The organism is Ideonella flava, assembly GCF_051857595.1.
Classification (GTDB): Bacteria; Pseudomonadota; Gammaproteobacteria; order Burkholderiales; family Burkholderiaceae_C; genus Ideonella.
Genome location: NZ_JBPZHD010000004.1, coordinates 49,862 through 64,146, shown reverse-complemented (window position 1 = coordinate 64,146; position 14,285 = coordinate 49,862). Strand labels below are relative to the sequence as shown.

Below are 14,285 nucleotides of genomic sequence, written 5' to 3'. Positions count from 1 at the left end.
CGGATTTGCATAAACGTGCAAGAGGGCCTGGTTACACCCCAATTACACTGGGGTGACGGGTGACGTCCCAGTGAGAAGGCGGCTTTCCAGGGCGGTCAGGCGCGAAACCTGCCGTAACTCCAGCAGCTTCCCTCCGTGCGCCACCTGTCGGGCCCCACGGCATTGGGCGAGCCCCGCTGCACCGCCATCGGTCGCGGCGAGGTTCGCCCAATTCCGCTTCTCGATTTGTCTTTGAACTCTGGAGATCTGCCCGTGAACCGTCCCACCATGGAGGGGCTGCGCCTGAACGCGCCTGCCTATGTCAAGAACGCTCGCCTCATCGCCTGGGTGAGCGAGATCGCCGCCCTGACCGAGGCCGCCGAGGTCTACTGGTGCGACGGTTCCAAGCAAGAGTACGACCGCCTGTGCCAGCAGCTGGTCGAAGCCGGCACCTTCAAGAAGCTCGACCCGGTCAAGCGCCCGGGCAGCTACCTGGCCTGGTCCGACCCTTCGGACGTGGCGCGCGTCGAGGACCGCACCTTCATCTGCTCGCAGAAGAAGGAGGAGGCGGGCCCGACCAACAACTGGATGGACCCGGCCGAGATGCGCGCCCTGCTGCAGACGGGGGACAAGCCCCTGTTCAAGGGTTCGATGCGCGGCCGCACGCTTTACGTGGTGCCGTTCTCGATGGGTCCGCTGGGCTCGCCCATCGCCCACATCGGCGTGGAGCTGTCCGACAGCCCGTACGTGGCGGTGAACATGCGGATCATGACCCGCATGGGGCGCCAGGTGATCGAGCTGCTGGGCACCGACGGCCAGTTCGTGCCCTGCGTCCACACCGTGGGCGCGCCGCTGGAGCCCGGCCAGAAGGACGTCGCCTGGCCCTGCAACCAGACCAAGTACATCGTCCACTACCCCGAGACGCGCGAAATCTGGAGCTACGGCTCGGGCTATGGCGGCAATGCGCTGCTGGGCAAGAAGTGCTTCGCCCTGCGCATCGCCTCCACCATGGGGCGCGACCAGGGCTGGCTCGCCGAGCACATGCTCATCCTCGGCGTCACCTCGCCGGCCGGCAAGAAGTACCACGTCGCCGCCGCCTTCCCCAGCGCCTGCGGCAAGACCAACTTCGCGATGCTGATCCCGCCGGCGGCCCTGAATGGCTGGAAGGTCACCACCATCGGCGACGACATCGCCTGGATCAAGCCGCATGCCGACGGGCGCATGTACGCCATCAACCCCGAAGCCGGCTATTTCGGCGTGGCTCCGGGCACCAACAGCCACACCAACCCGAACTGCATGGCCAGCCTGGGCCGCGACGTGATCTTCACGAACGTGGCGCTCACCGATGACGGCGACGTCTGGTGGGAGGGCATGGGCGAGGCGCCCGCGCACTGCATCGACTGGCAGGGCCAGGACTGGACGCCGGAGATCGCCAAGGAGACCGGCCGCAAGGCCGCGCACCCGAACTCGCGCTTCACGGTGGCCGCCACCAACAACCCGGCGCTCGACGAGGCCTGGGACGACGCTGCCGGCGTGCCGATCGATGCCTTCATCTTCGGCGGCCGCCGCTCCACGACCGTGCCGCTGGTCACCGAGGCGCGCAACTGGATGGAAGGCGTCTACATGGCCGCCACCATGGGCTCCGAGACCACGGCCGCCGCCGCCGGCGCCCAGGGCGTGGTGCGGCGCGACCCGTTCGCCATGCTGCCCTTCTGCGGCTACAACATGAGCGACTACTTCCAGCACTGGCTGGACATGGAGCAGCGCCTCGAAGCCAGCGGCCGCACGCTGCCGAAGATCTACTGCGTCAACTGGTTCCGCAAGGGCGCCGACGGCAAGTTCGTCTGGCCCGGCTACGGGGACAACATGCGCGTGCTGCAGTGGATGATCCAGCGCCTCGAGGGCCAGGCCGGCGGCGAAGAGCACTTCTTCGGCATCAGCCCGCGCTACGAAGACCTCGAGTGGTCGGGCCTGGACTTCAGCCGCGAGCAGTTCGCCACCATCATCGACGCCGCGCCGGATGCCTGGCGCGAGGAGCTGAAGCTGCACCAGCAGCTGTTCGACCAGCTGGCCTATCACCTGCCGCAGGCTCTCAAGGACACGAAGGGCCGCATGGAGGCTCACCTGGCCGGCTGAGCGCCCGCCGCTCCCAATGAAAAGGGCCACCGCGAGGTGGCCCTTTCGCATAGGGGCTTCGCTGTCAGGGCTTGGCCGGCGCCGATGCGGCGGCGGTGGCCGTGGCCGGCGGCTGGCTGAACTGCCACAGCAGGAAGGCGTAAACGTCGGCCAGCTTGCTGACTTGCTGCTGCAAGGTGCTGCCCACGCCATGGCCGGCTTGGCCGTCCAGCCGCAGCAGCACCGGCTTGCCGCTGTAGCTCGCGGCCTGCAGCCGCGCGGCCGCCTTGCCGCTTTGCCAGACGTCCACCCGCGGGTCGTTCAGACCGTGAATCAGCAGCACCGCGGGATAGGCCACGCCGTCCTTGATCTGGTGGTAGGTGCTCATGTCGAGCAGGGCCTTGAACTCCTCGGGATCCTTCACCGTGCCGAACTCGGAGATGTTGGTGATCCCGTTGGCCGATTCCTCCGACCGGATGGTGTCCATCATGCCGACGTCGAACACCGCGGCGGCGAACAGGTCGGGGGCCGCGGTGACCGAGCGGCCGACGAAGATGCCGCCGGCCGAGGTGCCCCAGATGCCCAGCGTCTTCGGCGTCGCGTAGCCCTGGTCGACGAGGTACTTCGCGCAGGCGATGCCATCCTTCCAGGTGTTGGACTTGGTGGTCTTGAAGCCGGCGCGGTGCCAGCCGTCGCCGAAGGCGCCGCTGCCACGCACGTTGGCATAGGCGATCACCCCGCCGCGTTCCAGCCAGGCGACGCTGCGCGAATCGAAGAAGGCCTCGAACGAGAAGCCATAGGCGCCATAGCCGACGAGCAGCGTCGGGTGCGGCTCGCCGCGCTTCAGGTCCGCCCGGTGCAGGATCGCCAGCGGCACCTGGGCGCCGTCGTGGCTCGGCACCAGCACTTCGCTGACCGTGAGCTCCGGCGTGCCGGGCGGCATGCGGCGCTGCATCAGCAGGGTGTCGACCGGCGCCTGGTCGCCGCCGCGGCTGCGCAGGATCTTCGGCTGCCCGGTCCAGGAGCTGGAGACCAGCCAGGCCTCGCCGTAGGCATGGGCCGGATCGTCGATGGCGAAGCTGCTGCCGGCGCTGCCGGGGGCCACGTCGAGCGGGGCGGGGCCGCTGCCGAACTTGTAGGTGCGTGTGGTGAAGCCCTCGGAGACCTCGGCGTAAAGCGCGCCGCCGCGGCCGACCACCAGGCCCTTCAGCACGCCCTTGGTCGGCTCTTCGATCGCGACCCGGGCGCTGGCCAACGGGCCGGCCTTGCCGAGGTCCAGCGCCAGCCAGCGGCCCCGCGGCGCGTCCTTCGTGGTCCGCAGGTACAGCGTGTCCCGATACAGCTGCACGTCCGTGATCCGGTCGTCGAAGGCCGAGACCTGGCGCCACGCGATCTTCGGCTTGCCCAGCTCCGAGACCGGTCCGACGAAGAGCTTGCCTTCCGGCACGGTGGTGTCGGTGGTGCGGGCCAGCATGAAGCGGCTCGTCGGGTCGAACATCACGCCGGCGACGTCCAGCCGGTCCAGCTTCAGGTTCTTGTCGACCAGCGGGCCGAACAGCGGCTTCGCCTGCTTCTCCAGCGCGCCGGCGCGCAGCACGAACACGGTGCTGTCGAGGTAGGTTTCGGTCGGGGCCGCGTCGGGCGGCAGCGCGCGCACCTGGTTGTAGGTCAGCTGGCGGCTGTCGGGGGTCCAGTGCACGAGGTTCTCATGCACCCGCGGGATAGGCTCGCCGATGGCCTGGCCGCTGGCCACATCCAGGAGGTAGAGCGATGCGTCCTCCGAGCCGCCGGCCGACATGCCATAGGCGACGCGCTTGCCGTCCCATGAAGGCACGAAGTAGTTGATGGCGTGGGGCGCGCCCTTGGCCTTGGTCAGCGCCTCGGGATCGACCAGGACCCGCTCGGCGCCGGCCAGGCCGGTGCGCGCCATCAACTTGAACTGCGAATGGCCGGCCTCGCGCTTGAGATAGAAGAGCTTTTCACCGGGCAGGCGGACGACGCTGCGCACCGATTCGCCGGTGGCTCGCGCCAGTTCATCGATGCGCGCGGCCAGCTTGTCGCGCTCGGGCATCGTCGCGAGCACCGATTCGGCATAGGCCCCCTGGGCCTTCAGCCAGTCCAGCGTGGCGGGACTCTTGACGTCCTCGAGGTCGCGGTAGGGGTCGTGCACCGTGACGCCGTGCAGGGTCTGGGTCACATCGCGGACCGGCGCCGCGGGCGGGCCCGCAAGGGTGGCGAGGCTGGCGGCGAGGAGGGCGGCGCCGAGCGAGAGCTGGCGAATCGGCATGGGGATCTCCCGAGCTGAAGGATCAGAGGACGGCTGGTGGGCCAGGCGCTGGATGTTAAGTGGCCCGCAGGGGCCCGGCTCATGCCGGTGCCTTATGCGAAACCCGCAGAAGCTGCGTCGGCATCCATCGTTGGCGGCGCCTGGAGCGGTTTCGATAATGCGAAAAACGATGAAAGACGGCGCTCCAAGCGCGAAACTGCGATATGAACTTCCAGCAACTCCGGTCCGTGCGCGAGGCAGTGCGCCAGGGCTTCAACCTCACCACGGTGGCCGAGGCCCTTCACACCTCGCAGCCGGGCATCAGCCGCCAGATCCGCGAACTGGAAGACGAGCTGGGCGTCGAGATCTTCGTGCGGGCCGGCAAGCGGCTGACCGGCCTCACGCCCGCCGGCGAGCGCGTGCTGCCCTGGGTCGAGAAGGCGCTGCTGGACGTCGACAACCTGCAGCGTGCGAGCGACGACTTCCGCCTGGGCGACAGCGGCATGCTCTCCATCGCGGCCACACACTCGCAGGCGCGCTACGCGCTGCCGCAAGCGGTGCATGACTTTCGCGCCCTGCACCCCAAGGTCCAGCTGCAGATGCACCAGGGCTCGCCCGCCCAGATCGCCCAGATGCTGCTGACCGGCGTGGCCGACATCGGCATCGCCTCGCACGTGCTGGCCGACAACGCCGAGCTGGTGGCGCTGCCCTGCTACCGCTGGACGCACTCGGTGGTGGTGCCGGCCGGCCACGCCCTGCTGGACGGCCCGTTGACGCTGGAGCGACTGTCCGAACACCCGGTGATCACCTACGACACCGGCCTCACCGGCCGGGGCAGCATCGACGATGCCTTCGAGCGTGCCGGGCTCGCGCCGCGGGTGGTGCTCACCGCGATGGACGCGGACGTGATCAAGACCTATGTCGAGCTGGGCCTGGGCGTCGGGATCATGGCCTCGATCGCCTTCGACGACCAGCGCGACAGCCACCTGCGTGCGCTCGACGCCCGGCACCTCTTCTCGATCAACACGACCAGCGTGGCAGTGCGTCGCGGCGGGCTTCTGCGTGGCTTCGCGTACGACTTCATCCAGACCTTTGCGCCCCACCTGACCGCGGATGTGGTGCAGCAGGCGCAAGCCTCGCCGGCGGGCGTGCAGGGCGCGCCGCTGTGAAATGAGGCCCCCACGGCCCCTGCCGGGGCCTGCCCCCCATGGGGGCTCGCGCAGCGGACCGGCAAAGCCGGATCCGCGCACGCCCTGGTAGGAGCGGCGCTTCGCGCGCTCGGGGGCACGCCCCTGCCGGGGCCTGCCAGGAAGGGCTCGCGCAGCGGACCGGCGGAGCCGGATCCGCGCACGCCCGGGCAGGGGGCGGCGCTGCGCGCGCCCGGGCTGAAGCGCTGCCGCGCTTCAGCTCGCTAGCGCCATCTTGCAACGCTGAACAGACTCGCGGGCCTGCATCCGCGCGCGGTGCGCCATCACCTTCGGCAGGCGCGTGACGTCCACGCCGTCGGCTTCCAGCCACTCCGCGATGGTGAAGAGGTACGGGTCGGCGATGGTGTAGTCCTCGCCGAAGACCCAGGGGCCCTTCAGCACGTCGGCCTCGATGTGCTCGAAGCACTGGGCCATGTTGGCGGGCACCTTGCGTTGCATCGCTTCGTGGGCGGCCGGATCGTCGGCCCAGCGGGCGCCGCGGCGCTTGTGCGCGTGGGCCACGTGCACCGTCGAGCACAGGTAGCTGTTGAAGGCCTGGACCTGGGCGAGGCGGAACGGATCGTCCAGCGGCGCCAGCTTCGCGGCCGGGAAGGTCTGCGCGATGAAGGTCAACAGGGCCGGGACTTCGGTCAGCGTGCCCTGCTCGGTCACCAGCGCCGGCACGCGGCCGCGGGGGTTGACGGCGAGGTAGGCGGCGCCGCGCTGTTCGCCGGCGGCGAAGTCCAGCAGGCGAAGACGGTGCGGCGCCTCGGCGTCATGCAGGGCGATGTGGACCGCCTGGGCACAGCTGCCCGGCGCCAGGTAGAGGGTCCAGGAGGGGGCGGATGTCGTCATCCGGCGACTTTAGGCCGGCACTGAAAACCTCGTCACACGGCGGGGGCGCAGGAAGACCTTGCGGCCCTGCGAAAGGCCCAGCGACTCGCGCAGGGACAGGTAGTGGTCGCGCGGAAGTTCCACGTCGACGAAGGACCCGTCCTCCTCGCGGCGGAACTCGATGCGGGTGTTGGGGCCGACGGTCAGCGTCTGCGCCAGCGTCACGGCCCAGGTGCCGTCGCCCGGCTCGGCGACGATGTCCAGCTCGTGCGGGCGCACGTAGCTCACGCCCTCGTCATGCCCGGGCGCCAGGCCGGCGCGGCCGTGGAAGAGGTTGACGTCGCCGAGGAACTTCAGCACGAAGGGCGTGGCCGGCCGGTCGTACACCTCGTCCGGCGCGCCCACCTGCTCGATGCGGCCTTCGTTCATCACGACGATGCGGTCGGCGACCTCCATCGCCTCTTCCTGGTCGTGGGTGACGAAGACGGAGGTGACGTGCATCTCGTCATGCAGGCGGCGCAGCCAGCGGCGCAGCTCCTTGCGCACCTTGGCGTCCAGCGCGCCGAAGGGCTCGTCCAGCAGCAGCACCTTCGGCTCGACCGCCAGGGCGCGCGCGAGGGCGACGCGCTGGCGCTGGCCGCCCGAGAGCTGGTGCGGGTAGCGGCCCGCGAGGGGGTCGAGCTGCACCAGGCCGAGGAGGTCCATGACCTTCTTCCGGATCACCTGCTCGCTGGGCCGCGTGGCACGCGGTCGCACGCGCAGGCCGAAGGCGATGTTCTCGAAGATCGTCATGTGGCCGAACAGCGCGTAGTGCTGGAACACGAAGCCCACCTGGCGCTCGCGCACGTCGGCGAAGGTCGCGTCCTCGCCATGAAAGAGGACGGAGCCGGAATCGGGCTGCTCCAGGCCCGCGATCATCCGCAGCAGCGTGGTCTTGCCGGAGCCCGACGGGCCCAGCAGCGCGACCAGCTCGCCGGACGGGATGTCGAGGTTCAGGTGGTCGCAGACGGCCAGCGTGCCGAAGCGCTTGACGAGGTTGCGGATCTCGATGCTCATGTTGGTTTCCTTCGTCCTGTCATTCGTGGCCGGCGATGGCCGCGACCTTCTCGTGCTTCACGCGTTGCTCGACGATGTACTTGAGGACCAGCGTCACCAGAGCCAGGCCGGCCAGCAGCGAGGCCACTGCGAACGCTGCCGCGAACTGGTACTCGTTGTAGAGGATCTCGATGTGCAACGGCATGGTGTTGGTGGCGCCGCGGATGTGGCCCGAGACCACCGAGACCGCGCCGAACTCGCCCATCGCCCGTGCGTTGCACAGGATCACGCCGTACAGCAGGGCCCACTTCACGTTGGGCAGCGTCACGCGCCAGAAGATCTGCCAGCCCGAGGCGCCGAGCACGCGCGCGGCTTCCTCCTGCTCCTGCCCCTGGGCCTGCATCAGGGGGATCAGTTCGCGGGCGATGAAGGGGAAGGTGACGAACACCGTGGCCAGCACGATGCCCGGCACCGCGAAGACGATCTTCAGGTCGTGGTCGCGCAGCCACTCGCCGAACCAGCCCTGCAGGCCGAACACCAGCATGTAGATCAGGCCGGCGATCACCGGGCTCACCGAGAAGGGCAGGTCGATCAGTGTCAGCAGCAGGCTCTTGCCGCGGAAGTCGAACTTGGCGATGGCCCAGGCCGCGGCAATGCCGAACACCAGGTTCAGCGGCACCGAGATGAACGCGGCCAGCAGCGTCAGCCTGATCGCCGACAGCGCATCAGGCTCGACGATGGCCGCGAGGTAGACCTCGGCGCCTTTCTTCATCGCCTCGTAGAAGACGGCGGCCAGAGGGATGAAGAGGAACAAGGCCAGGAAGGTGAAGGCCAGGCCGATCAGCGACCAGCGGATCCACGCCGGCTCGCTGGTCGCGCTCAGGGCCGAACGGGTCCGTGCCCGAGGGGCGGGCAGAGGGGCGGCAAGGGTGGTGGCGCTCATGGTTCAGCGGCCCTGGCGCTTGCGGGCCCAGGCCTGGATGAGGTTGATCACGAGCAGCAGCGTGAAGGCGATCAGCAGCATCACCACGGCGATGGCCGTGGCGCCGGCATAGTCGTACTGCTCCAGCTTGGTGATGATGAGCAGCGGCGTGATCTCGCTGACCATCGGCATGTTGCCGGCGATGAAGATGACCGAGCCGTACTCGCCCAGCGCGCGGGCAAAGGCCAGCGCGAAGCCGGTCAGCAGCGCGGGGGTGATGGTGGGCAGGATCACGTGGACAAAGGTCTGCCCGCGCGAGGCGCCCAGCGTGGCCGCCGCTTCCTCGAGCTCCTTCTGCAGATCTTCGAGCACGGGTTGCACGGTGCGCACGACGAAGGGCAGGCCGATGAAGGTCAGCGCCACGAACACGCCGAGCGGCTTGAAGGCCACCTTGAACGGCAGCCACTGGCCTATCCAGCCGTTGGCCGCGTAGAGCGAAGTGAGCGCGATGCCGGCCACCGCGGTGGGCAGCGCGAAGGGCAGGTCGACCAGCGCGTCGACGATGCGCTTGAACGGGAAGCGGTAGCGAACCAGCACCCAGGCGACGAGCAGGCCGAACACGGCGTTGATGAGCGCCGCGGCGAGCGACGCGCCGAAGGTGAGCCGGTAGGAGGCCATCACCCGCGGCGAGGTCACCGTGTCCCAGAAGGAGGCCCAGGTGAGCGTGAAGGTCTTGAGGAAGACCGCCGACAGCGGCACCAGGACCACGAGGCTCAGGTAGAGCAGCGCAAAGCCGAGTGCCAGGTCGAAACCGGGCAGCACGCTGTGGCGGCGGAGCAAGGTGCGGGAGAAGAACACGGTGCGGCGGTGCGGTGCACCTGAGCACACCGCGACAATTTGTTCATGCGATAAGCGATGCTAGGCAGCCACCTGCTGGCGAGGAACGAAGCAAAACGCGCTTGCTTATGCAGGCGGGGCCCTTCAGCATGCGTGGCGACCAACTCGACCGAATGCCTCGATGGACTTCGAACGCGCGCGAAGAGCCGCCCGCAACAACGCCCGCTGGTGCGACGCGGTGTGCCGCGCGCACGGTGGCGACACGGCCTTCGGCACGACGGCCTGGTTCAACCGCCGGCCCAGTCCGCCGTACTACCCCAACCTGGTCACGCTGGACCCGCAAGCGAGCGGCGCGCCGGCGCTGGCGGCGATCCCTTCACAGGGCGAGCTGGCCGTCAAGGACAGCTTTGCGCGCTTCGACCTGTCGGCCCTGGGCTTCACGCCCCTGATCGAAGCGCAGTGGCTCTGGCGCGAGCCGGTGGTCTGCGCGGGCGGGGCGCCGTCGCTGCAGTGGTCGGTGGCCGAAAGCGAGCAGGCGCTGGCGGCCTGGGAGGCCGGCTGGTGGCGCGACGTGCAACCCGGGCCGCCGGCGTTGCGGCTGTTTCCGACCGCCTTGCTGGCCGAGCCCGGCCTGCGTTTTCTCATGGGTCGTCGATCGGATGGCACGACAGTCGCCGGCGGCGCGCTGATGCAGGGCGACGGCGTCGCCGGACTGGCGTGCACCTTCCTGCCGCAGGGCGGCGAACGCGCAGCCGCGTACCTCGAGCTGCTGCAGGCCGCGCAGGCCGCCTGCCCGCAGGAGGCCCTGGTGGGCTATGAGTCCGGCGAGGCGCTTCACCGGGCCGGCGCGGCCGGCGGCTTCGCGCCGGTCGGCCTGCTGCGCGTGTGGCTGCGGCGCCCGGGGTGAAGGGCGTCCCTTACTTGTTGGCGTAGATCGAATCGAACACGCCGCCATCGGCGAAGTGCGTCTTCTGCGCCTTGGCCCAGCCGCCAAAGACTTCATCGATCGTGAACAGGCTGATCTTCGGGAACAGCTTGTCGAACTGCGCGGCCACCTTGGGGTCGATCGGGCGGTAGTAGTTCTCGCCGGCGATCTTCTGCCCTTCGGGCGAGTAGAGGTAGTCCAGATAGGCCTTGGCCACTTCGCGCGTGCCGCGCTTGTCGACCACCTTGTCGACCACGGTGACCGGCGGCTCGGCCAGGATGCTGACCGAGGGCACGATGATCTGGAACTTGTCCGGGCCCAGTTCCTTGACGGCGAGGAAGGCCTCGTTCTCCCACGAGATGAAGACATCGCCGATGCCGCGCTCGACGAAGGTGGTGGTCGAGCCGCGCGCGCCGGAATCGAGCACCGGCACGTTCTTGTACAGGGCGGTGACGAACTCCTTCGCCTTCGCCTCGTTGCCGCCCGGCTGCTTCAGGGCATAGCCCCAGGCGGCGAGGTAGTTCCAGCGCGCGCCGCCGCTGGTCTTGGGGTTGGGCGTGATGACCTCGATGCCTGGCTTGGCGAGGTCGTTCCAGTCCTTGATGTTCTTCGGGTTGCCCTTGCGCACCAGGAACACGATGGTCGAGGTGTAGGGGCTGGAGTTGTGGGTGAGGCGCTTCTGCCAGTCGGCCGGGATCAGCTTGGCCTTGTCGGCCAGCTCGTCGATGTCGTAGGCCAGTGCGAGCGTCACCACGTCGGCCTCGAGCCCGTCGATCACCGAGCGGGCCTGCTTGCCAGAGCCGCCGTGTGATTGCTTGACGGTCACCACGTCCCCGGTCTTGGCCTTCCAGTAGGCGGCGAAGGACTTGTTGAAATCCTGGTAGAGCTCGCGCGTCGGGTCGTAAGAGACGTTGAGCAGCGTCACGTCCTTGGCGTATGCGGCCAGGGAGGTCAAGGCGAGCAGGCTGGCGGCAACTGCAGTCGTCAGCGATCGGGGCAGCATGGTGGTCGTTCCTTTGGAGGAGATGTGTCCAGGTGATGCTAGGAACACCGGTTGCGACGAGGAACGAATGAAAACGCCGCTGCTTATGCAGCGCGTGCCTCCTGAGTCCATGACTCAACCCCCTCGGGGGGCGATCGACGTGTGTCGCAGGCCCGGGGGCTCAAATCGCGAAGCCGAGGGCCGGTGCGGCCTCGCGCTGACGAGGGCGCAGATTGGCCGCCGCACGCTCGGCGTGCTGGGCCACCCACTGGCGCGCCGCCAGCCAGGGGCCGTAGCCAGTGCTGGGGTTGATGTGGCCCGCATCGCCCGCTTCGACGATGGCGCAGCCCCATCGCTGGCCGAAGTAGAGAGAGTCGGCGTGCGACATCCAGGGGTCGTTGCGGCTGACCACCAGCGTCGAGGTGAAGGGCAGCGGCTGGGCCAGCCGGCCTTCGTCCACGCCGAAGCGGGCCGGGTCGGCCGGCGCCACCATCAACGCGCCGTGAAAGCCGCGGCCGCCGCGTGCGGCGTGATGGGCCAGCGCCAGGCAGCCGAAGCTGTGCGTGACGGCCACCCAGGCCTCGGCCCGATGCCGCTGCAGGGACTCGTCGATCGCGGCCGCCCAGCGGTCGAGGTCGGCATGGCCCCAGTCCTGCAGCTCGATGCGCACCGAGCCCGGTTCCGCGCGCTCGAGCCAGGTCTGCCAGTGATCCGCGGCGCTGCCGTGCAGACCCGGCACGATGAGCAGCCGAACGCCGCGGTCGTAGGGGGTGTCGGAGTAGGCGGCCATCGTGCTGGTCAGAGGGTGGCGATCGAGACTTCGGTCGACTTCACCAGCGCGACCACGTCGCGCCCGACGCGCAGGCCCAGCTCGTGCACCGACCGGGTCGTGATCACCGAGGTGACGATCAGCCCGGACGGCGTCTCGACATCGACTTCGGAGACGACGGGGCCCTCGATGATTTCCTTGATCTTGCCGCGGAACTGGTTGCGGGCGTTGACGGCGAGGATGCTCATGGTTCGTTCGTTTTCGTGAGGAAAGGAGGCAGCGCTCAGAGAGCGATCGCGAAAGGGGTCTGCTCGTCGCGGGGCTCGGGCAGCATCTCGCGCGGCGGCACCCGCACGTACACCGGCACGCGCTGGCCGAAGGCATCGGCCACGGACGCACAGCCGTGCTCCAGCAGCGAGGTGGCCAGGGCGACCGCATCGAAGCGGTAGCCGGCGACCCGCAGGTGCCGGGTGAGTTCGTCCAGCGTGCGCAGGTCGCGCCTTTGCAGCGCGGTGCGCAGCGCCTGCCCGGTGCAGGGCAGCTGCAGGCCGGCGGGGAGAGCGGTGGCAGTCGAGTCCATGAATCCGATGGTCGGCTCGCCACTGTCCGTTGAAAACGAACGATTTCGGCATTTCATATCCAGTCACCGCATAACCAGGGGATGGACACGCGAGCCGCGCGACAATCGCGACCCGCGTCGACCGACGCTCAACACCGCGAGGCCGTGACCATCCCAGCTCCCGGTTCGGATGCACCCACCGCACTGCTCGAAAGGGCACGTGACCGGCTGGAACTGCTCTCGGCGGCAGGCGAGCGCCTGTCCGGCTCGCTGCAGCCGCAGGCGATCGTGCATGCCATGGCCGCCCTCGTGGTGCCGCGGCTGGCCGACTGGTGCCGCATCGACCTGCTCGGCGCCGACGGCCGGCTGGAGCAGGTGGTGATGCACCACCGGGATCCCGCGCGACGCGCCGAGGGCGAAAGGGCCGCGCGGGCCTTTCGTGCATCCCCCGAGACCGATGGGTCGATGGACTGGTGCATCCGGCATGGCCGCGCCCATCTGCAGCAGGCGCCCAGCGCCGACGCCCTGGTCGAGCAGAGCGCGCCGGAGCTGGTCGACGTCACCCGCCGTTTCGGCTTCAATGCCTGCTTCGTGACGCCCCTGGTCGCCCGGGGCCGCACGCTCGGGGCCTTCGCGGTGATGCAGGCCGAATCGCGACGCCTGTTCGACCCGGAGGACGTGGCCCTGGTGGCCGAGCTCGCGCGCCGCGCGGCGCTGGCGCTGGACAACGCCCGCCTGTTCGCCGAGGCCGATGCCGCGCGCCGCGAGGCGGAGGCCGCGAATCGGGCCAAGGACGAGTTCCTCGCCATGCTGGGGCATGAGTTGCGCAACCCGCTCGCGCCGATAGCGACCGCGCTGCAAGTGATGGACAAGCGAGGCGACGCCGGCTCGGCCCCTGAGCGCGCCCTGATCGAGCGCCAGGTCGCGCACCTGGCGCGCCTGGTGGACGACCTGCTCGACGTGGCCCGCATCACGCGTGGCGACCTGCGGCTGCAGCGCGAGCGGGTGGCGCTGCGGTCCGTGCTCGCCGTGGCGGTGGAGATGGCCGGCCCGGTGGTGCAGGCTCGCCGTCACCGGCTGGAGCTGAAGCTGCCGCCGGAAGACCTGGTCTGCGATGCCGATCCGCATCGGCTGGCGCAGGTCTTCGCCAACCTGCTGGCGAACGCCGCCCGCTACACGCCCGAGGGCGGCTGGATCCAGCTTCGCCATCGGCTGGACGCCACCGCCGGAATGGTGATCGTGCAGGTGCGCGACAGCGGGCAGGGCATCTCGGCGGAGATGCTGCCGCGCGTGTTCGACCTGTTCGTCCAGGGGCAGCAGGGGCCGGAGCGCTCCAGCGGCGGCCTGGGGATCGGTCTGGCGCTGGTGCGCAACCTCGTGGGCCTGCACGGTGGCAGGGTGGAAGCGACCAGCGAAGGGCTGGGCCACGGCAGCACCTTCAGCGTGCGGCTGCCCATGGCGGCAGCAGCTTCGGTGCAGGCGGCGGAGCCCGCGCCGCCGGCGCCAGCGGCCGTCTCCACGCCGCGGCGCGTCCTGGTGGTCGACGACAACATCGATGCAGCGCACTCGCTGGCCGAGCTGCTGCGCCTGCTCGGCCACAGCGTCGAGACGGCGTACGACCCGGTGCAGGCGCTGGTGCGGGGCAGCCAATCGAGCTTCGACCTGGCATTGCTCGATATCGGCCTGCCGGGGATGGATGGCTACGAGCTGGCCGCGCAGCTGCGCTGCCAGGCCTGGAGCGCGGGATGCCGCTTCGTGGCCCTGAGCGGCTATGCGCAGCCGCAGGACCGCGCCCGCAGCCTAGCCGCCGGCTTCGACGAGCACCTGGCCAAGCCGATCGAGCTGCGCTCGCTCGAGCGCCTGCTGGCGGACTGA

At 69.4% G+C, this 14,285-nt stretch carries 13 protein-coding genes; 4 read left to right on the top strand and 9 right to left on the bottom strand.

What is annotated here, in order from left to right:
- The first annotated feature begins 252 nt into the window (after window positions 1-252).
- Window positions 253-2,115 (top strand): phosphoenolpyruvate carboxykinase (GTP), encoded by a 1,863-nt coding sequence (locus ACS5PM_RS09415; RefSeq protein WP_439387349.1) that lies wholly within the window; start codon window positions 253-255, stop codon window positions 2,113-2,115.
- Window positions 2,116-2,179: 64 nt separating this feature from the next.
- On the opposite strand, the gene ACS5PM_RS09410 is transcribed toward ACS5PM_RS09415, so the two are convergent.
- Window positions 2,180-4,381, bottom strand: coding sequence for a prolyl oligopeptidase family serine peptidase (locus ACS5PM_RS09410; protein WP_439387348.1), 2,202 nt, complete (start codon window positions 4,379-4,381; stop codon window positions 2,180-2,182).
- A 203-nt stretch (window positions 4,382-4,584) separates the two neighbouring features.
- On the opposite strand from ACS5PM_RS09410, the gene ACS5PM_RS09405 reads away from it, so the two are divergent.
- Complete coding sequence (locus tag ACS5PM_RS09405; RefSeq protein WP_439387347.1) at window positions 4,585-5,529, top strand: CysB family HTH-type transcriptional regulator; 945 nt, start codon at window positions 4,585-4,587, stop codon at window positions 5,527-5,529.
- 234 nt (window positions 5,530-5,763) lie between these two features.
- Here the strand turns inward: ACS5PM_RS09405 and ACS5PM_RS09400 are convergent, their stop codons facing one another.
- The 4 genes from ACS5PM_RS09400 to cysT are packed head-to-tail and all read right to left on the bottom strand — an operon-like array spanning window position 5,764 to window position 9,196.
- Window positions 5,764-6,402: a glutathione S-transferase family protein gene (locus ACS5PM_RS09400; RefSeq protein WP_439387346.1), complete on the bottom strand. Its 639-nt coding sequence runs from the start codon at window positions 6,400-6,402 to the stop codon at window positions 5,764-5,766.
- Window positions 6,403-6,411: 9 nt separating this feature from the next.
- Window positions 6,412-7,437, bottom strand: coding sequence for a sulfate/molybdate ABC transporter ATP-binding protein (locus ACS5PM_RS09395; RefSeq protein WP_439387345.1), 1,026 nt, complete (start codon window positions 7,435-7,437; stop codon window positions 6,412-6,414).
- A 19-nt stretch (window positions 7,438-7,456) separates the two neighbouring features.
- A complete protein-coding gene (gene cysW, locus ACS5PM_RS09390) occupies window positions 7,457-8,359 on the bottom strand; it encodes a sulfate ABC transporter permease subunit CysW (protein WP_439387344.1) in 903 nt (300 codons plus the stop codon).
- A 3-nt stretch (window positions 8,360-8,362) separates the two neighbouring features.
- Window positions 8,363-9,196, bottom strand: coding sequence for a sulfate ABC transporter permease subunit CysT (gene cysT / locus ACS5PM_RS09385; protein WP_439387343.1), 834 nt, complete (start codon window positions 9,194-9,196; stop codon window positions 8,363-8,365).
- Between the two features lie 160 nt (window positions 9,197-9,356).
- Between cysT and ACS5PM_RS09380 the strand changes: the two genes are divergently transcribed.
- Window positions 9,357-10,082 carry a hypothetical protein gene (locus tag ACS5PM_RS09380; RefSeq protein ID WP_439387342.1) on the top strand — a complete coding sequence of 242 codons (726 nt, stop codon included), beginning with the start codon at window positions 9,357-9,359 and terminating at the stop codon, window positions 10,080-10,082.
- 10 nt (window positions 10,083-10,092) lie between these two features.
- Here the strand turns inward: ACS5PM_RS09380 and ACS5PM_RS09375 are convergent, their stop codons facing one another.
- From ACS5PM_RS09375 to ACS5PM_RS09360, 4 genes are all read right to left on the bottom strand, one after another.
- Window positions 10,093-11,103 carry a sulfate ABC transporter substrate-binding protein gene (locus ACS5PM_RS09375; RefSeq protein ID WP_439387341.1) on the bottom strand — a complete coding sequence of 337 codons (1,011 nt, stop codon included), beginning with the start codon at window positions 11,101-11,103 and terminating at the stop codon, window positions 10,093-10,095.
- 160 nt (window positions 11,104-11,263) lie between these two features.
- Entirely contained in the window at window positions 11,264-11,872 is a 609-nt protein-coding gene (locus ACS5PM_RS09370; protein WP_439387340.1) for an RBBP9/YdeN family alpha/beta hydrolase, read from the bottom strand.
- 8 nt (window positions 11,873-11,880) lie between these two features.
- Window positions 11,881-12,099: a TOBE domain-containing protein gene (locus ACS5PM_RS09365; RefSeq protein WP_439387339.1), complete on the bottom strand. Its 219-nt coding sequence runs from the start codon at window positions 12,097-12,099 to the stop codon at window positions 11,881-11,883.
- 35 nt (window positions 12,100-12,134) lie between these two features.
- On the bottom strand, window positions 12,135-12,431 hold the full coding sequence (locus tag ACS5PM_RS09360; protein ID WP_439387338.1) for a hypothetical protein: 297 nt from the start codon (window positions 12,429-12,431) through the stop codon (window positions 12,135-12,137).
- A 144-nt stretch (window positions 12,432-12,575) separates the two neighbouring features.
- Here ACS5PM_RS09360 and ACS5PM_RS09355 point away from each other — a divergent pair, with 144 nt between their 5' ends.
- Window positions 12,576-14,285, top strand: a complete 1,710-nt coding sequence (locus ACS5PM_RS09355) for a hybrid sensor histidine kinase/response regulator (RefSeq protein WP_439387337.1) — start codon at window positions 12,576-12,578, stop codon at window positions 14,283-14,285.